Source organism: Jannaschia faecimaris (genome assembly GCF_900107415.1).
Lineage (GTDB): Bacteria > Pseudomonadota > Alphaproteobacteria > Rhodobacterales > Rhodobacteraceae > Jannaschia > Jannaschia faecimaris.
This window is the reverse complement of sequence record NZ_FNPX01000030.1, coordinates 1-19,294: the sequence shown is the minus strand read 5'-3', so window position 1 is coordinate 19,294 and position 19,294 is coordinate 1. Positions and strand designations below refer to the sequence as shown.

The 19,294-nt window shown below is 60.5% G+C and carries 23 protein-coding genes, 2 tRNA genes and 3 pseudogenes; 15 read left to right on the top strand and 13 right to left on the bottom strand.

Annotation, left to right across the window (positions count from 1 at the left end; translation table 11 throughout):
- Both BLV27_RS18220 and BLV27_RS20265 read left to right on the top strand, forming a co-directional pair.
- Nucleotides 1-590: IS5 family transposase (locus tag BLV27_RS18220; protein WP_139176755.1), on the top strand; the 590-nt coding region annotated here is incomplete at its 5' end.
- Entirely contained in the window at nucleotides 587-1,057 is a 471-nt protein-coding gene (locus BLV27_RS20265; protein WP_425283671.1) for a DUF3732 domain-containing protein, read from the top strand. The genes BLV27_RS18220 and BLV27_RS20265, both read left to right, overlap by 4 nt.
- Nucleotides 1,058-1,080: 23 nt before the next feature.
- On the opposite strand, the gene BLV27_RS18210 is transcribed toward BLV27_RS20265, so the two are convergent.
- From BLV27_RS18210 to BLV27_RS18185, 6 genes are all read right to left on the bottom strand, one after another.
- Nucleotides 1,081-1,166: transfer RNA gene (locus BLV27_RS18210), tRNA-Leu, on the bottom strand.
- A gap of 194 nt (nucleotides 1,167-1,360) precedes the next feature.
- Nucleotides 1,361-1,903: a tetratricopeptide repeat protein gene (locus tag BLV27_RS18205; RefSeq protein ID WP_092647911.1), complete on the bottom strand. Its 543-nt coding sequence runs from the start codon at nucleotides 1,901-1,903 to the stop codon at nucleotides 1,361-1,363.
- A gap of 67 nt (nucleotides 1,904-1,970) precedes the next feature.
- On the bottom strand, nucleotides 1,971-2,753 hold the full coding sequence (locus BLV27_RS18200) for a trypsin-like serine peptidase (protein WP_092647913.1): 783 nt from the start codon (nucleotides 2,751-2,753) through the stop codon (nucleotides 1,971-1,973).
- A 534-nt stretch (nucleotides 2,754-3,287) separates the two neighbouring features.
- Entirely contained in the window at nucleotides 3,288-4,691 is a 1,404-nt protein-coding gene (glcF, locus tag BLV27_RS18195) for a glycolate oxidase subunit GlcF (protein ID WP_092647910.1), read from the bottom strand.
- Nucleotide 4,692: 1 nt separating this feature from the next.
- Nucleotides 4,693-5,811, bottom strand: coding sequence for an FAD-binding protein (locus tag BLV27_RS18190; RefSeq protein WP_092647909.1), 1,119 nt, complete (start codon nucleotides 5,809-5,811; stop codon nucleotides 4,693-4,695).
- Between the two features lie 50 nt (nucleotides 5,812-5,861).
- Nucleotides 5,862-7,292, bottom strand: a complete 1,431-nt coding sequence (locus BLV27_RS18185; RefSeq protein ID WP_092647908.1) for an FAD-linked oxidase C-terminal domain-containing protein — start codon at nucleotides 7,290-7,292, stop codon at nucleotides 5,862-5,864.
- A gap of 91 nt (nucleotides 7,293-7,383) precedes the next feature.
- Here BLV27_RS18185 and BLV27_RS18180 point away from each other — a divergent pair, with 91 nt between their 5' ends.
- Nucleotides 7,384-8,073, top strand: coding sequence for a DUF599 domain-containing protein (locus BLV27_RS18180; RefSeq protein ID WP_092647907.1), 690 nt, complete (start codon nucleotides 7,384-7,386; stop codon nucleotides 8,071-8,073).
- 4 nt (nucleotides 8,074-8,077) lie between these two features.
- A complete protein-coding gene (locus BLV27_RS18175; RefSeq protein ID WP_092647906.1) occupies nucleotides 8,078-8,422 on the top strand; it encodes a hypothetical protein in 345 nt (114 codons plus the stop codon).
- On the opposite strand, the gene BLV27_RS19950 is transcribed toward BLV27_RS18175, so the two are convergent.
- Complete coding sequence (locus BLV27_RS19950; protein WP_244504753.1) at nucleotides 8,423-8,614, bottom strand: zinc-binding dehydrogenase; 192 nt, start codon at nucleotides 8,612-8,614, stop codon at nucleotides 8,423-8,425.
- Between the two features lie 13 nt (nucleotides 8,615-8,627).
- On the opposite strand from BLV27_RS19950, the gene BLV27_RS19945 reads away from it, so the two are divergent.
- Nucleotides 8,628-8,945, top strand: coding sequence for a hypothetical protein (locus BLV27_RS19945; protein ID WP_244504752.1), 318 nt, complete (start codon nucleotides 8,628-8,630; stop codon nucleotides 8,943-8,945).
- Here BLV27_RS19945 and BLV27_RS19940 read toward each other — a convergent pair.
- From BLV27_RS19940 to trpA, 5 genes are all read right to left on the bottom strand, one after another.
- A complete protein-coding gene (locus BLV27_RS19940) occupies nucleotides 8,880-9,284 on the bottom strand; it encodes an MDR/zinc-dependent alcohol dehydrogenase-like family protein (RefSeq protein WP_244504751.1) in 405 nt (134 codons plus the stop codon). The two genes, BLV27_RS19945 and BLV27_RS19940, sit on opposite strands and share 66 nt — an antisense overlap.
- A gap of 187 nt (nucleotides 9,285-9,471) precedes the next feature.
- Nucleotides 9,472-9,759: a putative quinol monooxygenase gene (locus tag BLV27_RS18165; protein ID WP_092647905.1), complete on the bottom strand. Its 288-nt coding sequence runs from the start codon at nucleotides 9,757-9,759 to the stop codon at nucleotides 9,472-9,474.
- An 82-nt stretch (nucleotides 9,760-9,841) separates the two neighbouring features.
- Nucleotides 9,842-10,036, bottom strand: coding sequence for a hypothetical protein (locus BLV27_RS20155; protein WP_342025477.1), 195 nt, complete (start codon nucleotides 10,034-10,036; stop codon nucleotides 9,842-9,844).
- A gap of 234 nt (nucleotides 10,037-10,270) precedes the next feature.
- Nucleotides 10,271-10,408: a hypothetical protein gene (locus BLV27_RS20150; RefSeq protein WP_342025476.1), complete on the bottom strand. Its 138-nt coding sequence runs from the start codon at nucleotides 10,406-10,408 to the stop codon at nucleotides 10,271-10,273.
- Nucleotides 10,409-10,414: 6 nt separating this feature from the next.
- Nucleotides 10,415-11,206, bottom strand: coding sequence for a tryptophan synthase subunit alpha (gene trpA, locus BLV27_RS18155; protein ID WP_092647904.1), 792 nt, complete (start codon nucleotides 11,204-11,206; stop codon nucleotides 10,415-10,417).
- A gap of 231 nt (nucleotides 11,207-11,437) precedes the next feature.
- Here trpA and BLV27_RS18150 point away from each other — a divergent pair, with 231 nt between their 5' ends.
- The 7 genes and pseudogenes from BLV27_RS18150 to BLV27_RS19480 form a co-directional block, all read left to right on the top strand.
- The gene (locus tag BLV27_RS18150; protein WP_092647903.1) at nucleotides 11,438-11,623 is read left to right on the top strand and encodes a hypothetical protein; all 186 of its coding nucleotides are present in this window, start codon (nucleotides 11,438-11,440) and stop codon (nucleotides 11,621-11,623) included.
- Nucleotides 11,624-11,700: 77 nt separating this feature from the next.
- Entirely contained in the window at nucleotides 11,701-13,311 is a 1,611-nt protein-coding gene (locus tag BLV27_RS18145; protein WP_170831523.1) for a sulfatase-like hydrolase/transferase, read from the top strand.
- Nucleotides 13,312-13,326: 15 nt separating this feature from the next.
- Nucleotides 13,327-14,424 carry a redox-regulated ATPase YchF gene (gene ychF, locus BLV27_RS18140; RefSeq protein ID WP_092647901.1) on the top strand — a complete coding sequence of 366 codons (1,098 nt, stop codon included), beginning with the start codon at nucleotides 13,327-13,329 and terminating at the stop codon, nucleotides 14,422-14,424.
- 171 nt (nucleotides 14,425-14,595) lie between these two features.
- Nucleotides 14,596-15,156 carry a L,D-transpeptidase gene (locus BLV27_RS18135; protein ID WP_092647900.1) on the top strand — a complete coding sequence of 187 codons (561 nt, stop codon included), beginning with the start codon at nucleotides 14,596-14,598 and terminating at the stop codon, nucleotides 15,154-15,156.
- Nucleotides 15,157-15,886: 730 nt separating this feature from the next.
- A tRNA-Ser gene (locus BLV27_RS18130) sits at nucleotides 15,887-15,976 on the top strand.
- 350 nt (nucleotides 15,977-16,326) lie between these two features.
- Nucleotides 16,327-16,695, top strand: a pseudogene (locus tag BLV27_RS19935) (protein NO VEIN domain-containing protein); the annotation flags it as partial.
- Nucleotides 16,696-16,697: 2 nt separating this feature from the next.
- A pseudogene (locus BLV27_RS19480) lies at nucleotides 16,698-16,871 on the top strand (DUF6441 family protein); the annotation flags it as partial.
- A 22-nt stretch (nucleotides 16,872-16,893) separates the two neighbouring features.
- Here the strand turns inward: BLV27_RS19480 and BLV27_RS18120 are convergent.
- Nucleotides 16,894-17,895 (bottom strand): hypothetical protein, encoded by a 1,002-nt coding sequence (locus BLV27_RS18120; protein ID WP_092647899.1) that lies wholly within the window; start codon nucleotides 17,893-17,895, stop codon nucleotides 16,894-16,896.
- A 110-nt stretch (nucleotides 17,896-18,005) separates the two neighbouring features.
- Between BLV27_RS18120 and BLV27_RS18115 the strand changes: the two genes are divergently transcribed.
- The 3 genes and pseudogenes from BLV27_RS18115 to BLV27_RS19195 form a co-directional block, all read left to right on the top strand.
- Nucleotides 18,006-18,389, top strand: a complete 384-nt coding sequence (locus tag BLV27_RS18115) for an acyl-CoA transferase (RefSeq protein ID WP_092647898.1) — start codon at nucleotides 18,006-18,008, stop codon at nucleotides 18,387-18,389.
- 31 nt (nucleotides 18,390-18,420) lie between these two features.
- The gene (locus tag BLV27_RS18110) at nucleotides 18,421-19,125 is read left to right on the top strand and encodes an IS6 family transposase (protein ID WP_092647897.1); all 705 of its coding nucleotides are present in this window, start codon (nucleotides 18,421-18,423) and stop codon (nucleotides 19,123-19,125) included.
- Between the two features lie 54 nt (nucleotides 19,126-19,179).
- Nucleotides 19,180-19,294 (top strand): annotated as a pseudogene (locus tag BLV27_RS19195) (IS5/IS1182 family transposase); the annotation flags it as partial.

Here is a 19,294-nt window from a genome sequence, read left to right as displayed (position 1 = left end):
TGCCCTGCCGGGCAGCGGATAGCACGGGCCTCAAGGTCGAGGGTGAAGGCGAGTGGAACGCACGCAAGCATGGTGGTCCCAAGCGGCGGGTTTGGCGCAAGATCCATCTTGGGATTGACGAGAAAACCCTGGAAGTCCGCGCCGTCGAGATCACCGGGAGCCACATTGGTGATGCGCCGGTCCTGCCCGATCTGCTCAATCAGATCCCGGCGGACGAGGCGATCGGAAGCGTCACCGCAGACGGTGTCTATGACACCCGCAAGTGCCACGACGCGATCGCCGACCGCGGGGCGAATACCGTCATCCCACCCGGCAAAAGCGCCAAGCCGTGGAAGACCGTCACCGCAGGTGCGTTAGCCAGAAATGAGGCTCTGCGCGCATCGAAATACCTCGGTCGCTCGATCTGGCGAAACTGGAGCGCATACCACCGCCGAAGCCGCGTCGAGACCAAGATGCACTGTATGAAACTGCTGGGGCAGCGCCTCATGGCGCGGGACTTCGACCGACAGGTCGCGGAAGTCCAGGTCCGCATCGCCGTCATGAACGGCTACACCGACCTTGGCATACCAGTCACAGAGGCCGTGGGATAAGTCCGTCCAGGGAAAGGCGTACCTCGGGTACCAAAAGCTTTGCGCAACAGAGCCTTCTAGACCGACCCGATCGCCCTGTCTACATGCACAGAACAGGTGGCGCCGAAAATCACTTAGCGTATTATTTGGCAGCTCTGTTGGCGCTGCATCGATTTGCTTCGAATGCTGGTCATCCTATTCCCAGATTCCTAATAATTGATCAACCAACTCAGGTATATTTCCCTTCCGAGGAAACTTACAAAAGTGCTGATGGTTCGGTCGAGAGCACTGAAAGTGATGCCGATATGGAGAAAGTTAGAAAACTCTTTGAACTTCTTCGTGACTTTACAAACATTCACGCCCCGGGCTTTCAAGTTATAGTGACAGAACACGCAAACCTTCGAGACAAGTGGTTTCAAGATTCACTCGTTGAGCAACCTTGGACAAAGCCACCAGCTTTAGTCCCAGAAGATTGGCCCGCTCCTTAATGGACTGAAAAGATATAATAATTTGGTGCGGGCGGTGGGAGTCGAACCCACACGGGCATACGCCCAACAGATTTTAAGTCTGGTATGTCTACCATTCCATCACGCCCGCATCTGGCGTTGTCTTCAATTTTCTGCATCGGGCCTATATCGGGCCTGAGAACAGTCTCTTAGTCGCAACGCCTTGTTCCGTATGCGTTTTACCACACAGACTCAAGGATTTTAAGTCTGATGTGTCTACCATTCCACCACACCCGCGCCTGCTTGAATTAGGGCGCGGCGCAACGGGGATGCAAGCGCAAAACCTTAGAGATCGGTGCTCTCTGGCTCCAGCGTCAGGTAGAAACGCTCGCTGAGCCAAGGGTTCAGTGCGACGGCACGTCGAATTTCGACCTGGCCGTCTCGGATGCGGCCCATCTGGATCAGCGTCAGCCCCTTCCCAGCCATCGCAGGAATATGGCGGGGCTGCAATTCGATCGCGCGATCCAGGTCGGGGAGGGCTGCGGCGAAGTCCTCACGGATGAAGTTGGCGAAAGCACGTTGGTTATAGCCTTCGGCGTAATCGGGACAGTATTCGATCAGCAGATCGAAGGCAGCGATCGCGCCAGCCAAGTCAAAAGACGACCTCCGCGCCATGCCATCGTCCAGCAGTGACTGCGCGCGAGCGTCGGGTGCCTTGGCCCAGAATTCCCACATCCGGCCCGAAATGACCCGGGCTGCCCCTTCGTTCGGAGCATCCTGGACCATCGCGATCAATCCGTCGATGTCGGTGCCGATATCCGGCACGGGCGGACATTCCGCCAAGGCAGGCGAACACAGAAGCAAGGCGGCAAGAGACAATCGGACCATAAGCAAATCATGCAACACATTGCGAACGGGTCAAGTCCCGGCCCCCAGGGGACCGGACAAAAGACTATTATTCAGTGGCGGCCGTATAAACGGTGCGGTCGACAGCTACCCGTTTGCCCACGGTCTCCAAGGCGGGCGTGCGGGCAAACTCACCAATCAGGATGTCCAGTTCGCCCTCCATCACGGCGGCCAGGGACACTTCCTGGCCTTCCCAGCGGGCCTTGGCAGAGACGACGGAGATAATCCGTATCTCGTCTTCGTAGACGGCAAAGATGGGCGCGCCTGAAGACCCGAATTCGACTTCGCAGCTCAGCACGAGGACTTCGTTGTCCCGCGCCAGGATTTGACACTCACCCTCGCGCGAAGGGGCTTCGGCGCGGTTCTTTCCATAGCTGACGACTTGAACGGTCTGCCCGGCCTCGACACGGACTTGCGTCCGGAATGGGCGGACGTGGCCAAGACGAACCGGCTGATCGAGTTCCAGCAAGGCCAGATCTGAGCCGACGCGATTCAGTTGGGTCAGATCAGAGAAATCATAATCGGGATGCACTACAACCCGGCGAATCCCACGGTAGGCTTCGGCCCTTCCGTTGCGAAGGCCCGCCTGAAATTCAATCTCGGCGGGGTTCACCATCGCGCCGGAGGCGGGATCGTAGAGGCAATGCGCAGCAGTCAGCACGACATCCGACGTGATCAAGGCAGCGGTGCAGAAACCGTCGGGACCGAAATTCAATCGTCCCACGGCCTCCCAGCCCCGGTTTGCGTCTGCGGTCTGCAGGCTTTCCAACGGCGACTGAGCCGCGGCAGGCGAAAAAACACTCGCCAGAAGTCCGGCGACTGTGAGCAACATCTTGAACGGGTGGTACATACTAACCTCACTAGAGCGTGCGATCAGCGTAAGGGGTGAAAGCGACCACTCTGAGCCGTTATTGGCGCGAGTTTTGGACGCTTTCCGGGCAAACAGTTCTGATTGTGTCAGCCCTTGGGCCAATGGCCCCGTATCGACCCGGTTTCATCACAGTCCAGAAACTGCCAGTCCTGCCCAACGCTCCACGAATCTCCGCAGCCGAATGGAGAGTTGCCTAAACTCGCCGCGCTGTCCTTCCGTCAAATGCATCTGGGCTGGATACGGCGGGGCGTTTTGCACCTGCAAGACTCCGGCAAGGCTGTGCGGCACCAAGCAGGGTCGGACCGAGTGGCATGTCGTCTGGCGGGCAACAGATTGTAAGGTCACGACGGCTACTGAAAGCGCGCCCTGCACCGCCGACCACGCCTCAAAGTCCCGCGCGGAAGTTGTCCTGACCGCGCGGGGCGAGCCATCGAGAAAGGCAGGCACGAATTCCTGCTCGGATACATTCTGTTCACGCGAATGCTTGCATAAAGGTCAGCGTAAGAGTGGTGGGCCCGCATTTTCCCTTTCGAAAGCATCGGGATCCGAAATCGCCGGCGGCACCGGTCCGCCGGTCGCCCAATCAAGCAGTTCGACCGTGTGCACGATAGGCACGGAAGACGCCGAGCCGATCTGCATCATACACCCGATATTGCCAGCGGCGATCACATCAGGCTGCCTTTCTTCCAAAGTGGCAACCTTGCGACGCTTCAACTCCTGGCTGATTTCCGGCTGCATTAAGTTGTATGTCCCCGCCGAACCGCAGCACAGATGGGCGTCGCGCGGCTCCAGAACGGTAAAGCCCGCCCGCTTTAGCAGGGCCTTTGGGGCCGCCTTGATCTGCTGGCCGTGCTGCAAGGAGCAGGCCGCGTGATAGGCAACGTGCATCGGCCCCTGCCCCACATTGTCCGATGCGCGGTCGGTCGGGATGCCGCCGACCCCGTCACGCGCGGGGCGAGATGGGGTCTTAAAGGCACCGTCCTTGGGCATCAGGTCCAGCAGGACTTCAGATACGTCCTTGGCTAACGCGCTGACCTTCGAGGCCTTTTCAGCCAGCGGATCATTGCGGAACATGTGCCCGTAGTCCTTTACGGTCGTCCCACACCCCGAAGTGTTGATCACGATGGCATCCAGGCCAGCGCCCTCGGATTCTCGCATCCAGGCCTCAATGTTGGCCGCCGCAAATCCGTGGCTCTCCTTGGTCTTGCCCATGTGGTGGGTCAACGCCCCACAGCAGCCCGCGCCCTCGGCCACCACGACCTCGGCCCCCAGCCGCGTCAGAAGACGGATCGTTGCGTCGTTGATATCGGTGTTCAGCGCCTTCTGCGCGCATCCCGTCATCAAGGCGACGCGCATCTTCTTCTCAGCTGCGGGAAACGTCTGTGGATCGTCGTTCAGACTGACCGGCGGGATGGTTTTCGGTGCCATCTCCAGCATGGCACGCAGGCGCACGTCGGGCATCAGTCGCGCGAAAGGCCGGCCAATCTTGGCCCCCAGCAGCGCCAGCCGGAAGCGGCCGGGATAGGGCAGGATCTGTGCGAGTGTCCACCGCAGGATTCGGTCCATCAGCGGACGTTTGTAAGTCTTTTCGATGTGCTCCCGCGCGTGGTCGACCAAATGCATGTAATGCACGCCCGAAGGGCACGTGGTCATGCACGCGAGGCAAGACAGACAGCGGTCTACATGCTTGACGGTCTTTTCATCTGCATCACGACCACTCTCAAGCATATCCTTGATTAGGTAGATACGGCCACGTGGGCTGTCCAACTCGTCGCCCAGAACCTGGTACGTCGGGCAGGTCGCGGTACAGAACCCGCAGTGTACGCAGGACCGCAGGATTTCGTTGGACCGCTGAATTGCCGGGTCGGCCAGTTGGGCCTCGGTGAAGGTCGTCTGCATGTCAGGCCCCGCTGCTCGTGAGAAAGAGACCCTTTGGGTCAAACTTGGCGCGGATGCCCGAAGTAAGAGCGGCCAGAGCCGGCACCTCGGGTTGCAGGTCCGGTGCGCCACGTACGCGCGTGGCATGACCCGCGAACACACCCAACCGGGTGCGAAGGTCCGCACCTTCCGGAACGCGCAGCCAAACCAGCCCCCCACCCCAGTCGAGTAAGGCCCCATCGGCCCCGGCGCGCTCCACGATATGCGATGCCAGCGACGGGCGCACCGACACGCGCCAGATGTCGCCATCCGAACCCTCGAAGGCCTTCACGTCGCGAACCCAGGCCCATCCATTTTCGACACCGTGTTCGCCGTTGCGGCCTGAACGCCGCTCGATCGTGACGTCCCCGAAGGACGACAGAAGCGCTTTCAACTCGGCCGCACGATAGGCGACCGAGCCTTCAAGCCCTTCGACCCGCAGCATCGTGACGGGCGTTCCGTCCAAGCCGACGGGCACATGCGCGGCACCGTTCACCTCGTAGGGGGAGGCAAGGGCTTTCGACATGCAGGCGACCGCCCGTTCCACGCCCAACCCCTCGATCAGCAGGGAAGCACTGGCCGGCGCAGCCGGAAGCACCTTGAAGCTGACTTCCGACAGGATTCCGAGCGATCCCCGGGCCCCAGCCATGAGCTTCACGAGGTCATAGCCGGTGACGTTCTTCATCACGCGCCCGCCATTCTTGATCACCGTGCCCTCACCATCGACGAAGCGCACGCCGATCAGGCTGTCCCGGCAGGCCCCGGCTTGCACGCGGCGCGGCCCTGAAACGTTCATCGCGACCGCCCCCCCGATCGTCGGCTCTCCGGTCGTGCCCAGAAGCGAGCGGTGGTCCATCGGCTCGAACGGCAGGCGCTGGCCCTCGGCCGCCAACGCCGCCTTCACCTCTGCAATCGGCGTACCCGCCCGCGCCACCAAGGTCAGGGCCCCGGGTTCATAGAGCGTGATGCCGGTCAGGCCGGCAGTCGTCAGTGGCTCTCCCGCGCCGGGGATATGGCGCGTGGCACCGCCCCGCAGCGACAGGGGGGCATTCGCGCCGCGCACGATTTCAGCCAGCTGTTCTTCGTTTTCGGGTCTCAGCACAACGCCGCCCCCTTCTCTGCTTCACAATTACTTAAATCCCCGCCGCCGGATCAGCCGCGCCGAGCGGCCGTCACATCGAGCGGAAAGACTTTGGCCGGATTCAGCAGCCACTTTGGGTCGAAAACATCCTTGATCCGCAGCTGCGCTTCCATGTCGCCCGGGTTGAACTGGTGGTGCATCAGGTCGCGCTTCTCAACGCCGACACCGTGTTCCCCCGTCAGGCAGCCGCCGACCTCAACACATAACTTGAGGATCTCGGCTCCCATCTCCTCGCAGAGTTCGAGGTCGCCCGGCTTGTTGGCATCGAACAGGATCAGCGGATGCATGTTGCCGTCGCCCGCGTGAAATACGTTGCCAACATCCAGCCCGTATTTCTTGGACAACTCCCCTATGCCGCGCAGCACGACGGGCAATTCGCTGACAGGGATCGTGCCGTCCAGGCACATGTAGTCGTTGATCTGCCCCATCGCGCCGAAGGCCGACTTGCGACCCAGCCAGATCGCAGCGCTTTCCGCCTCGGAGGTCGAGCGACGCAATTCGACCGGGTTGTGGCTGCGCGCGATCTTCTCGATCACCTCCAACTGCTCGTCGATCTCGTCCTCCGACCCCTCAACTTCGACGATCAGCAGGGCCTCCGCATCGGGATAGCCCGCCTTCGCGAAGGCCTCGGTCGCGCGGATGACCGGGCGATCCATGAATTCGATCGCCACCGGCAAGACGCCCGCTTTGATGATGTCGGCCACGCAGGCCCCCGCCGTCTCGTTGTCGTCGAAGGCCATCAGGACGGGGCGCGCGCCCTCGGGCTTGGGCAGAATGCGCAGGGTCGCCTCGGTCACGACACCCAGTTGACCTTCGGAGCCGCACACCACGCCCAGCAAGTCCATGCCCGCCGAATCCATATGCGCGCCGCCGATCTCAACCACTGTTCCGTCCATCTGGACCAGCGTCACGCCCAGCAGGTTATTCGTTGTCACCCCATATTTCAGGCAATGCGCGCCGCCGGAGTTCATGCCGATATTACCCGCGATTGCGCAGGCCAGTTGCGACGAGGGATCGGGGGCATAGAAGAACCCGTCTGCCTCGACCGCGCCGGTCACGCTCAGGTTGGTGCGCCCCGTCTGCAAGCGGATAATCCGGTCGTCGTAATCCACCTCCAGCACATCGGTAAGACGCGCGACGCCCAAGATGACCGAATCTGCGGTCGGCAGAGCCCCTCCGGCCAGCGAGGTTCCCGAACCACGGGGCACGACCGGGATGTCCATCTCGTGACAGATCTTCAGAACCGCGCTGACTTCCAAGGTCGATCGGGGCAGCACCGCGGCCAGCGGTGGGCACTTGTACGCGGTCAGCGCGTCACATTCGTAGGCGCGCGTTTCCTCGACCGCATGAATGATCGCGTCCTCGGGCAAAACCTCAGACAGGCGCGCGATCAGGCGATCCTTCTTGGCGAGTGTAAATGGGTCGACCTTGGGCATTTCCATCGCACGATCCTCCGAGGGGGTCCATATTGGTCAAATAATATAACCAATTTCTCAGAAGGCAAGCAAAGACGAGCCTGCTAAGGGAGGCGCTATGCTGATACTTCTAACAGAATCCTTCACCCCGCTCGACTACGGCGCGCTTGCCCTGCTCTTGGTGGCATGGTTCGTCGTCAGTTGGGTGATCGAGCATCCGCCCGCCAAACGTGCCTCGGTCACGATACTGATGCAACGATACCGCCGCGATTGGATGGAAGAGATGCTGACGCGCCAGCCGCGTATCTTTGATTCCAACATCCTGAGCAGCCTGCGGCAGGGCACGACCTTCATGACCTCTGCCTCGATGATCGCGGTGGGCGGCGTCCTTGCGATGGCCGGCAACGCCGATCAGCTTGAAACCATCGTCGTGGGCGTTGGCATCGAAAGCCACCCGGCCGTCTTCTGGCAGATGAAACTGGGTATCGTCGCTGTCCTGCTGACCCATGCCGTGTTCAAGTTCATCTGGTCCAATCGATTGTTTGGCTATTGTGCCGTCGTCATGGCGTCGGTTCCAAACGACCCCGACGCCTCCATTGCGCGGCCCCGCGCTCAGAAGGCCGCCGAAATCAACATCCGCGCCGCGATGAACTTCAACCGTGGACTGCGATCGGTCTATTTCGCTTTTGCCGCCCTGGGTTGGCTCTTGGGTCCATGGGGATTGATCGTGGCTGTCTTGGTAACCGGGCGCGCGGTGCTTTCACGGGAATTTGCATCGACGTCGCGGGGTGTCTTGCTGGATGAATAGAGTCATGAAACGGTTCTTTCCCTTTATGCTTCTTGCCACACCCGCTTTGGCAGACCTGCCGGTCATCGAAGGGGCGGTCGCCACGCAATCTTCCGCAGGATGGTCATTTTCCGTTTCGGTCCGACACGCCGACGAGGGCTGGGACCATTATGCCGACGCCTGGAAAGTCTTCGCAGAGGACGGAACCGAACTGGGCCACCGCCCGCTGGCCCATCCGCATGTCAACGAACAGCCCTTCACCCGGTCGCAATCGGGCATCCTCATCCCGGAAGGCACGCGCCGGGTGATCGTCCGGGCCCATGACAGCGTGCACGGCTGGGGCTCGGATTTCGTTGTGGATCTGAAGTAGTCAGAACCCCTCAATCACGACCTTGCCCTTGGCCGTTCCCGTCTCGATCAGACGATGTGCCTCGCGCATCTTCTGGGCATTGATCGGCGACATCACGGTGTCGAGCGTCGTGCAGATGCGGCCCGCGTCGATTTCACCGGCCACATAGGTCAGCAACTCGTGCTGAAGTGCCATGTCCGGCGTGTTGAACATCCCGCCGGCGAAAATGAGCCCCCCAATGCAGGGACACAGCCTTGGTCTTCATTGCCGCCATTGGCATCGGCTTGTCGGTGTCGTCAATCGTGACGATACCGTCCTGCGGTCGGATCAGCTCCACGCAGGCATCCCAGTGGCGCATGTCGTTGAAGATCGCGATGTGATCGACGAATTGCTGCACCAGTGCGCGAACCTGCGCGACCATGTTCTCGCGGTGGTTGACGACGTGATCGGCCCCCAATTCGGTGACCCAGGCCGTCGTCTAGGGGCGCGATGCCGTGGCGATGACCGTCAGGCCGGCGGTCTTGGCCAGTTGGATACCGATTGACCCGACGCCGCCCCCTGCCCCGATGATCAGGATCGTCTCGCCCGCGTTGGCCCCGTCCCGGTCGATGCCTAAACGGTCGAAGAACGCTTCGTAGGCGGTGATCGTGGTAAGCGGCAGGGCGGCGGCCTCGGGAAAGGAGAGCGCGTGCGGCTTGGTCCCGATGATCCGCTCCTCCACAAGGTGAAATTCCGAATTTGTGCCGGGCCGCGTGATGTCGCCCGCGTAGTAGACCGCGTCGCCCGGCTTGAAGAGCGTGGCGTCGGGGCCGACCGCCTCAACCAGCCCGGCGGCGTCATAGCCGATCACGCGGAGGCTCTCCTCCTCCACGTCGGGACCCATGGATTGCGGATCTTGGAGTCAACCGGGATCGCCGAGACGGCCTTCACGGCCACAAGGATATCCCGGCCTGCGGGCGTTGGTTTCGGAAGGTCGACGTCCACAAGCGACCGCGGATCCTCGATGGGCTGATATCAGGTAAATGCGACAGCTTTCAGGACGGTCTCCTTGCCGATGTGGGTGCGGCGGTTCAACCGATCTTCGTCATCTCGTGCAGGGTGACCTCGACGACAGTCCCTTCAGTCGCGGCGGCATGGTCAGCAAGGTGCTGGCTCTGCATATGGGCCTGCCAGAGCGCGCGCGTTTCCCAAGTCTCGTAGAACAGGAAGGTGCCGGGCGCGTCGTTGTCGCGGTGAAGGTCGTACTGGATGCACCCCGCTTCGGCCAATGTGGGCGCGATCAGCTTCTCCAATGCGGACTGGACGAAAGCCTCCTTGCCGGGTGTGGCTACGATCTTGGCAACGATGGTGAGCGGCATGATGTCTTCCTTTTTCCTGACCCGAGTTCGGAAAGTGCTTGATGGGGCACTACGGTGCAAGGACGCAAGGGCTGGGCCAATGTCACGCCTCCGGCAGGTTCAGCCAGAGCTTGCCGTCGCGATAGCCACCCCTCACCAAGTGACCCTTGCGACGCACTTCGGGGAAGTCATCGGCCCAGTCGCGGTAGCGGTCGTCCGTCACGACGATGGCCCCCATGTCGCGGGCCATGGCCAGAATACGCGGGGCTGCGGGTTCACCCTTGTGGACGACCAACACCCGGTCTTCGGGCAGCGAAAGCGCAAGGGACAGCGACCTGTCATGACGGTACTTGCCCGAGAGAAGGGACCCCGAGTTCGCGTCGAAAACGACGCCTGCCGTATACCCGTGTCGTTAAAGGTGGCGGATCACCTCCTGCACGGCGTCGATGCGCGGGGTCTTGTCCTTCCAGTGCATGACGTTCGATCTATCCAGGATGGCCCGTTTCCGCGGCTTCGATCGCCTGAGGACATGTCACCCCAGCAACAGCAAGGCTGCCAGAGCAGAGGGGCCGGCCAGCAGCAACAGGTCCATCCAACCGGGCACAAACATCGCAACCGCGACACCTGTCAGCGACAAAACCGTCAGAACAAGAAGGACCGCGAGCCGCATGAAGTATCAGCCGCGATGCGCCCCATCGGCAAGCGATTTGACGTAAGCGAGCACATCGTCGGTGCTGTCGCCCCTGGCGATACGATCCACAATCGCTGATCCGACGACGCAGCCATCCGCCACGGCGGAAATGCCCTCGGCCGCGTCGGGCGTCTTGATGCCAAAGCCAACAATGACCGGCAGATCGGTGCTTTGCTTGATCCGTGCGACTTCCGGTCCGACCGTCGCCGCATCCGCCGCGCCCGAGCCGGTGATGCCGTTGATCGAAACGTAGTACAGAAAGCCGGAGGTATTCTGGAGGACCTTGGGCAGGCGCTGCGCGTCGGTCGTGGGCGTGGCAAGACGAATGAAGTTCAGACCGGCGGCTTGCGCGGGGATGCACAACTCCACGTCTTCCTCGGGCGGCAGGTCGACGACGATCAACCCATCTACGCCCGTGGCCTTGGCATCGACGAGGAACTTCTCGACGCCGCGCGAATAGATTGGATTGTAGTAGCCCATAAGGACAATCGGCGTCGTGTCGTCGGATTTCCGGAAATCCGAAATCAGATCGAGCGTACCCTGCAAGGTCATCCCGCCCTCCAACGCGCGCTGACCGGCAAGCTGAATCGTGGGGCCATCGGCCATTGGGTCGGTGAAGGGCAGGCCGATCTCGATGATGTCGACACCTGCGCCCGGCAGGCCTGCCATGATCTGCGCCGTCTTGGCGGCATCGGGATCACCGGCCATGATGTAGGTCACGAAGGCTTTGCGGTTCTCGGCCCTAAGCCGGGCGAATGTATCGTCGATGCGCGTCATGTCGGGTCCCCGTCGTTTGCAAAGGAAGTGCGACAGCGGGCAGCGAAGGTCAATGGACCAGCCATCCACCACCACCATAGCAAGGGGGTAACCGACGGGAGATATACGTCGGACGTCACATATGCCACCATCCGGCACGGCAGCCGTCAGCATATGACACGCAGAACACCCCCGATCGGGAAAGCGCCGAGGGGTCTGGCGAACCAAGCACGGCATCCCTACTTTTCTGACATGAATTATTTGCTCGCCATCCTGCTGCCGCCCCTGTCGATCCTGCTGGCCGGTCGACCGATCCTCGGGATCGTGACGTTCTTCATCTGGATCCCCGCCCTGTTCTTCACCGGGGGCCTGACGCATCCGATGTTCATCCTGCTGGCATGGTTCATCATCTTCGAAGGCCGCAACAAGACCGCCTGAGCGGACGCAGCCGTTGCAATTCATGGGAACGGCGGCTAGGTCCGCCGGATCGACGCCCCCTGAATTCGCGACCGTCAATGACCGCCAAATCGCTTCCTGCAACGATCGAGCCCCGTCAGATCGCAAGGCTGCTCATTATCGTGCTGCCGGGCCTTATGGCGAGCCTTTTCGTATCGCAGGCCTTCCTGCAGGTTGCCAAAGTCAACTGGGTTATGGGCTTGATTGTCGTGGGCCTGCTTGTTCCGACCTCATTCCTCAAGTCGCCGTTGACTGGCCGGCCGCTGAAGTGGAAGGGGATTGGATTCCCGCTACTCCTTCTGGCGACCGCGTTGATCATCCCGGTAACCGCCATCATCCTGGTCTTCGGCAAAGCCGATTTTTTCGCGATATTCGTCAACGTGGCGCTTGGCGTGGCCGGTATCCCTTGGGCCCCCTACGTGCCGCATGTGCTGACGGCGCTGGTGCTCTGGGGGGCAATCCTGGTGATGTTCTATAGGCTTCGCGCCGTGATTCAGGTCGTGCCGGCCGGATGGTTCTTGTCGGCGATCGTCGTGCTGGGTGTGAACCCGGTACTGCGCGACCTGACGGTCAATCGATATTACGCGCTGATGGGCCAACCCACGAGCCTGATGGACCGCCACGTCGAGCCGCAGGTTGTCGCGAACCCGGATGCTCCGAGCCTAGTATTCATCTTCCTGGAAGGGTTCGACCGGCAATACCACGATGCGCGATATTTCGGCGATGTGGCCGCACCGGTGCGCAGGCTGGAAGAGACGTCGTTGGCCTTCACCAACGTTGACCAGCTTGCGGGCACGGGGTGGAGCATCGCGGGCCATGCCGCTGCCTATTGCGGGCTGCCGCTTTCTCCTCGCTTCTCAGCCCCCTCGGAATCGAGCCACATCCTGAAGGATGCCGCTTGCCTGCCCAACGTTCTACATGACCTGGGCTACGAGCAAACCTACTTCTCGGGTACCAACAAGTCGCAGAAGAACCACTTCGGCTTCCAGAACTTTTTCGACGACCGACAGATCAACACGATCTTCGACTCGACCAACCTCACCCCGATTTCCGGCGAGGCCCCCGACGACAGCGTAACGTCAATCCAATGGGGGCTCTTTGACAGCGACCTTATGCCGGCGATCTCGGATGGGGTCGACGCGGCAGTGGCTGCGGGCGGTCGCTTTGCGATCTATGCCTCCACGACGGATATGCACGGCCCAACTGCCGGCCTTTCCCCGTCGTGCACCGAGGACGGGCGTGGCAAGATTATCAGGGACATGCTTGTGGCCGCGGAATGCGTCTCCGGACTGATCCACGATTTCGTCACCCGGTTCGAACGCGACCACGGCGACAGAAACATCCTGCTTGTCATCGCGTCCGACCACCTGGGTCACAAGAGCGACGCGCTCGACATCATTCCAGAAGGCGAGCGGCGTAACCTGCTGTTCATGCGCGGACCGGGCATCGAGCCGGACACGATCACGCGCAGGGCCTCCATGCTTGATGTCTTTCCGACGATCCTGGACGTGATGGGCCTGTTGGGTCCCGACAGCGCCAGCGCGGGGCTGGGCCAGTCCCTGCTGCGCGAGACACCGACACTGGCAGAGCAATACGACAATGCAACCTTCGAAAGCCTGCTGACGAAAGACGCCGCGCTCGCGAATTTCGTCTGGACCGAAAAGAATTGAGAAAGAGAGACCGAAATGGGCTTTAAAATGGGCATCGTGGGGCTGCCGAATGTCGGCAAGTCGACCCTGTTCAATGCACTGACGAAGACGGCCGCGGCGCAGGCCGCGAACTTCCCTTTTTGCACGATCGAGCCGAACGTCGGCGACGTCGCCGTGCCCGATGCACGGCTGGACAAGCTGGCTGGCATTGCGAAGTCCAAGCAGATCATCCCGACGCGCATGACCTTCGTGGACATCGCTGGTCTGGTGAAGGGGGCCTCCAAGGGCGAAGGTCTGGGCAACCAGTTCCTGGCCAACATCCGCGAGACTGACGCCATCGCCCATGTGCTGCGCTGTTTCGAGGATGACGATGTTACCCACGTCGAGGATCGCGTGAACCCGGTGGAAGATGCCGAGATCATCGAAACCGAGCTGATGATCGCCGACATGGAGTCGATCGAAAAGCGCATCGCAGGCCTTAGCCGCAAGATCCGGGGGGGCGACAAGGAGGCCGTGGCGCAGGAGCGTCTGCTCAAGGCCGCCTTGGCGGTGCTGGAAGACGGCCAGCCCGCGCGCACTGTCGAGTTGGCCGACGACGACCGCAAGGCATGGAATATGCTGCAACTGCTGACCTCCAAGCCGATCCTGTATGTCTGCAATGTCGACGAAGGATCCGCGGCAACAGGCAACGCCCTGTCCGAAGCCGTGGCCGAAATGGCCGCCGCGCAGGGCAACAGCCATGTCGTCATCTCGGCCCAGATCGAGGAGGAAATCGCCCAGCTTTCGGATGAGGAAGCCGCCGAATTCCTGTCGGAGATGGGCCTGGAGGAGCCGGGTCTGGATCGGCTGATCCGCGCGGGCTACGCGCTGCTGGAGTTGGAGACCTATTTCACCGTCGGCCCCAAGGAAACGCGGGCCTGGACGATTCCTCATGGCACCAGCGCCCCCAAGGCCGCAGGCGTCATCCACGGCGACTTCGAGAAGGGCTTCATCCGAGCCGAGACCATAGCCTATGACGATTTCGTCACCCTGGGGGGCGAGCAACCCGCCAAGGAAGCCGGCAAGATGCGCGCCGAGGGCAAGTCCTACACGGTCAAGGACGGGGATGTGCTTCACTTCCTGTTCAACACCTGAATCGGCATCGAATTGGCGGGAAACGCGACCACCAGGCCACTATTCTGACCTGATCTGTCTCCACACGCCTTTGTGAACTTGAGATTCGGGAACGGCTATGGCGTTTCTGCCATTAAGTTAGGTGATGCGCGGCTGCCCGCGTGAAGAATTTTGCCCAAAGGAGTTCATGTCATGGACAGACGCCAGATGATCATGGGGGGTGCCGCCCTTTCGCTGTTTGGCAGTGGTGAGGCCATGGCGCAGGCCATCCGTCCCGATTTCCTGCCCGTCGAAGTTGCCATTCGCCCCGACATCGCACCGGGTGAGCTGCACGTCCTTCCGGACAGTTTCATGTTGTTCTGGACGCTGACGGGAGCCCGCGCGATGCGCTATATGGTGGGCGTCGGCCGTCCGGGCCTGTACGAATCCGGCGAGTTCTTCGTGGGTGCCAAGAAAGAATGGCCGAGTTGGACCCCCACCCCCGACATGATCAAGCGTGAGCCTGAGCATTACGCTCAATACGCAGATGGCATGCCGGGCGGACCAAACAATCCGCTGGGCGCACGCGCCCTGTACCTGTTCGTACCCGGCAAAGGCGACAGCTTCCTGCGAATCCACGGAACGAATGCGCCCGGCACGATCGGAACCGCCGTATCAAACGGCTGCGCCCGGCTGGTCAACGATCAGGCTGTCGACCTGTACAACCGCGTACCCCTCCGCTCGCGCGTTGTGCTGCACCCCAAGACCGTCTGAGGCGGCGAACCGGCGCTGTTCTCGCGCATGCTCGCTCGCCGCAACGCACCTATTGGTTCGAATTTTGGCGAGGGTGCATTGCTGACTTAGAGAGTGGAACGCGATCGCGTTCAGCGCGCCGTGGCGCGACACGAGTCACCGTTGGGCCAATCCGAAAGATGCAGCGTCCAGCCAGCAAAAGCTCCGCTTCAACACGGAGGACGACTACCGGATCTGAGACTATTCCTCCGATCCTCGTCGCACTGATCGGGCATCGGCGACGAAGGCCGGCAAGACGCCAGAACCGACATACACCATGCCCCCCACATAAAGGGTATCTTCGTGATCAGCTTCATGCGGGTGTTCAGTCGCAGTCTCTGCCCACGAGCACCCCTGATAAGGCACCAGCGACTGCGGCGATCAGGCCGTTGGTGGTGAGGCATCGAGGAAGCGTGAGCCCGCACCTGTTCGGTCCAAACCCCTCAAGGCAGCAAGCGAAAGCGGTAACCCAGTCCATCCGACAACCGGTTTCATCGGAGGCTCCCCGTCGGTCGAGGGTTGCAGTCATTCTGCATCATAGAGAACTTTGTCACGCTGGAAGACCAGGCGGGGCCAGCGAAGTCCGGCAGAAGACTAATCGCTGGGGCCTTGGATGCTATCGTCAGCCTGTGCCGCGACATCGGCAAGCCCTTGGCACAAAGCCGCCAATTTTCCCTTGCCCCCCTTGGCTTGCGCCAATAGACGGGTCGACGGAGACGTGGCCGAGTGGTCGAAGGCGCTCCCCTGCTAAGGGAGTAGGCGGGAAACCGTCTCGAGGGTTCGAATCCCTTCGTCTCCGCCACAAACCATTCGCGAACCCAAGACCAGGCCCTAGTGCGGGCCTTTTTTCTTTTTGGTTCAAAGGGGTTTAACGATGCCATCCGACTTTCGGAGACTGGCCGTTGGCCCAAAAGTGGTCTCCGAACGCCCCGCGTCTCCTTTCACCCGCCCTTCACCCAAAACGAGACGCATTAAAAAATGCTTTTACCTTCAGAAGGTTGCCCAAAAATTCACTGCGCCGCAGTTGAGGCAGGTTCGACCGCTATCGAAACGGTCAGAGACACCTGAAGGCGGCGTAGTTCTTCGAAACAGTGCGAACGGTCGCGAGAAGTCTTTGATGACAAACAGACTTTCCGCTCATAGCCTGGCGGCATGGCGAGTGGCCCCTGGACCGATGAAGAAAACGACCTGATCGTCGCGGATTACTTCGCGATGCTGGCCGAGGACATGGCGGGCCGTCCCTACAATAAGGCTCAGCATCGGCGCAGTTTGATGCCCCTTTTGCGGAGCCGAACAGAAGGCTCGATCGAGTTCAAGCATCAGAATATCAGCGCAGTCCTGAAGGGGCTCGGCGAAGATTGGATCCCCGGCTACAAGCCAGCGTTCAATTTCCAGATGACCTTGGTTGATGCTGTGGCGCGCTGGTTGGCATGGAACCCGGCCTGGCTTGGGCGGATGCCGGGCTCGCGATCAGCAAATGGTTTGCGCGAGGCTGCGCAGATCTGGATTGGACCGTCACCGAGGTGGTGTCACGATCGAAGACCGGGCGCGGCAAGGTCACTGCGCCGATCTTTCTACTGGTGCCGCAGGTCAAGCTTCCGAAGCGGCTAAATCTTGACCGGGATGCAGAGCTGGCGCTGGACAGCGTGCCGGGATTGATCGTCGCGAATTGGGTGGAGGGGCGGCTATCTACATAGGCTTGAAGTTCATTTTCGAGGCCTATTCCGTTATCGGGTATTTGACCCACAACGGACCTTTGTTCGTTAGCACAATATCGAATAGGTACCCGTCTTCGACACCAGCTATGCGCCGTTCATGAAACTCGATGCCTTTCTGCTCAAGATACTTGTAAAAGGCTTGTATTGCCTCGTTATGAGTGCGCGCCTTTTTGAAGAAGATCGCCGTATCCTTGGATTTGCCATCGCCCGAGTGACCGACCCGAACAGAAAACAACTGCGATAGCTTTGCTCCGTTTGCGCTAGCTATCGTTATCCAGTTTTCGATCTTCGAGAGATGATGGGTGCCGCTGATAACAAGATCCCAGTCGAGTGCGGCGCAACGCTCGATTGCGCCCCGTGCCAAGGACAACTCTTTGGTCAATGACTCTGATGGGATCCCGATGGACCCGGATGAGAGTTCGCCACTTGAGACGAGGAGGTTGCTACCGTAGTTCGGGTGCACAAACTCGCATAGGGTTGCATAGTCACTGGCTGCGCGTTTATCGACCTTGGCCAGCGCTTCGAGCAAGTCGTTTGTGTGAAGCCGCTTGACATCCTTCGGGCCGCTTTCGCCTCCATAGTACATTCGATCTACGATCTTGCGATGTTTCCGGATGGCGCGATCAACCTGATCAAAAAGCTGCTTCGACCCGATGTCGGAAACGGCCTTCTCGAGGGCTTGATTTTGGAACGCCAGCGATGCTGTGTGCTCCATAAATGCGCGCGCTAAATTGAACAAAACAACAAGATTGCCCTGAGTTTCCGCGTCGAAAATCCCTCGCGCAATCTCGCGTGTCTTAAAGCGAAAAACCAGCGTCGAAAAGAAATGAGCAAAGGCTAGTTCGTGCAACAGGTAGGCGACCTTAACCGTTTCGCTTTCGCCCTCGTCGACCGGAAGCCGAGACTTGGACCTATCCAGAAGACCATCAAAATCCTTGACGTGCTGCCAGAGCTCTTCGTTCTCCATCAGCCGCGACAATTTCGGGTATTCTTCTGATTTCATCCGTTACTTTTCTTCATTCGGCGACTCTGATGGCGCTCATTAAGGCCGTTTTCGGCATCAAGCTCACCATAGTGTGTGGAACAATTGTTGAGCAAGTGTAACGGAGAACCATGCCCACTCCTCGCGAAACCATCCTCGCCGCGCTGCATGCGCGGCTTTCGGCGTTGCCCGCCACCGCGTTGCGCGGCGACGTACTGCCCGAGCGCATCCCGGCTGACGGCCTGCTGATCCTGCGCGACGGCGAACCCGGCGAGCCCGAGGTGACGCTCTCGCCTCTGCGTTACCACTACCAGCACCGCGCCGAAATCGAAGCAGTCGTGCAGGGCACCGACCGTGATGCCGCCTTCGATACGCTGACCGCCAGCATTGGCTCGGAACTCGCCGCCGACCGCACGCTGGGCGGCCTCTGCGACTGGGTCGAGGCGGAAGCGCCCCGTCCCGTCGATCTACCCGTCGAAGGCGCGGCCAGGCTTTGTCAGAAAGATTCCTGTTGAGCCGGGCATGGCGGCCTCGTAGCGTCTCAACATGACCAAACCTGACCCGTTCAAGGGCTTCCAAAGCAGCCCGGAAATCATCCGCCTGGCGGTGATGTTGTACATTAGGTTTCCGCTGTCGCTCCGCAACGTTGAGGATCTGTTGCACGAACGCGGCGTCGAGATCAGCCATGAAACGGTTCGGTTTTGGTGGCACCGGTTCGGCCCGATGTTTGCCTCGGAGATCCGGAAGCGCCGGATTGAGGGGCTGCGATCCAGTCAATGGCGTTGGCATCTGGACGAGATGTTCGTGAAGATCAATGGCGAACGCCACTACCTGTGGCGGGCCGTCGATCACGAAGGCGAGGTGCTTGAAAGCTTCGTTACCAAGACGCGCGACAAGAAAGCGGCATTGAAACTCTTGAAGAAAACAATGAAGCGGCATGGCCGGCCGCACGTATTCGTCACCGACAAGTTGCGTTCATATGGGGCCGCGCTGAAGGAAATCGGGGCGGCGGATCGTCAGGAAACTGGTCGCTGGCTGAACAACAGGGCGGAAAACTCACATCTTCCATTTCGACGACGAGAACGGGCGATGCTTCGTTTCAGGCGCATGCGAAGTCTTCAGAAATTCGCCGCCGTTCATTCGTCAGTGCACAATCATTTCAATCAGGAACGCCACCTCTACTCACGAGAAAACTTCAAGCTGAACCGGACCGCCGCTCTCACCGAATGGCGTCAGCTTTATTCCGCATAAGTTCGCCTATTTGGCGGGAAACTGAGACTGGTTAGAAACGGTCTGACACCACCTGCCCGTAAGCATGGGGGCTCAAAGCGCCGGATATGGCGCAAGATACACATTGGGATCGACGAGGAAACGATGGAAGTGCGAGCCGTGGAAGTCACCGGTAGCAACATCGGTGATG

What these genes read in the sequence shown, in the direction of transcription:
- BLV27_RS18110 (WP_092647897.1), top strand. Translation starts at nt 18,421, where the DNA reads ATGACCAAACCTGACCCGTTCAAGGGCTTCCAAAGCAGCCCGGAAATC.
- trpA (WP_092647904.1), bottom strand. Translation starts at nt 11,206, where the DNA reads ATGACGCGCATCGACGATACATTCGCCCGGCTTAGGGCCGAGAACCGC.
- BLV27_RS20150 (WP_342025476.1), bottom strand. Translation starts at nt 10,408, where the DNA reads ATGCGGCTCGCGGTCCTTCTTGTTCTGACGGTTTTGTCGCTGACAGGT.
- glcF (WP_092647910.1), bottom strand. Translation starts at nt 4,691, where the DNA reads ATGCAGACGACCTTCACCGAGGCCCAACTGGCCGACCCGGCAATTCAG.
- BLV27_RS18175 (WP_092647906.1), top strand. Translation starts at nt 8,078, where the DNA reads ATGAAACGGTTCTTTCCCTTTATGCTTCTTGCCACACCCGCTTTGGCA.
- BLV27_RS18145 (WP_170831523.1), top strand. Translation starts at nt 11,701, where the DNA reads ATGACCGCCAAATCGCTTCCTGCAACGATCGAGCCCCGTCAGATCGCA.
- BLV27_RS18205 (WP_092647911.1), bottom strand. Translation starts at nt 1,903, where the DNA reads ATGGTCCGATTGTCTCTTGCCGCCTTGCTTCTGTGTTCGCCTGCCTTG.
- ychF (WP_092647901.1), top strand. Translation starts at nt 13,327, where the DNA reads ATGGGCTTTAAAATGGGCATCGTGGGGCTGCCGAATGTCGGCAAGTCG.
- BLV27_RS18165 (WP_092647905.1), bottom strand. Translation starts at nt 9,759, where the DNA reads ATGCCGCTCACCATCGTTGCCAAGATCGTAGCCACACCCGGCAAGGAG.
- BLV27_RS18185 (WP_092647908.1), bottom strand. Translation starts at nt 7,292, where the DNA reads ATGGAAATGCCCAAGGTCGACCCATTTACACTCGCCAAGAAGGATCGC.
- BLV27_RS18150 (WP_092647903.1), top strand. Translation starts at nt 11,438, where the DNA reads ATGAATTATTTGCTCGCCATCCTGCTGCCGCCCCTGTCGATCCTGCTG.
- BLV27_RS18200 (WP_092647913.1), bottom strand. Translation starts at nt 2,753, where the DNA reads ATGTTGCTCACAGTCGCCGGACTTCTGGCGAGTGTTTTTTCGCCTGCC.
- BLV27_RS18135 (WP_092647900.1), top strand. Translation starts at nt 14,596, where the DNA reads ATGGACAGACGCCAGATGATCATGGGGGGTGCCGCCCTTTCGCTGTTT.
- BLV27_RS19940 (WP_244504751.1), bottom strand. Translation starts at nt 9,284, where the DNA reads ATGGGTCCCGACGTGGAGGAGGAGAGCCTCCGCGTGATCGGCTATGAC.
- BLV27_RS18180 (WP_092647907.1), top strand. Translation starts at nt 7,384, where the DNA reads ATGCTGATACTTCTAACAGAATCCTTCACCCCGCTCGACTACGGCGCG.
- BLV27_RS18120 (WP_092647899.1), bottom strand. Translation starts at nt 17,895, where the DNA reads ATGAAATCAGAAGAATACCCGAAATTGTCGCGGCTGATGGAGAACGAA.
- BLV27_RS19950 (WP_244504753.1), bottom strand. Translation starts at nt 8,614, where the DNA reads ATGTTCAACACGCCGGACATGGCACTTCAGCACGAGTTGCTGACCTAT.
- BLV27_RS19945 (WP_244504752.1), top strand. Translation starts at nt 8,628, where the DNA reads ATGAGCCCCCCAATGCAGGGACACAGCCTTGGTCTTCATTGCCGCCAT.
- BLV27_RS18115 (WP_092647898.1), top strand. Translation starts at nt 18,006, where the DNA reads ATGCCCACTCCTCGCGAAACCATCCTCGCCGCGCTGCATGCGCGGCTT.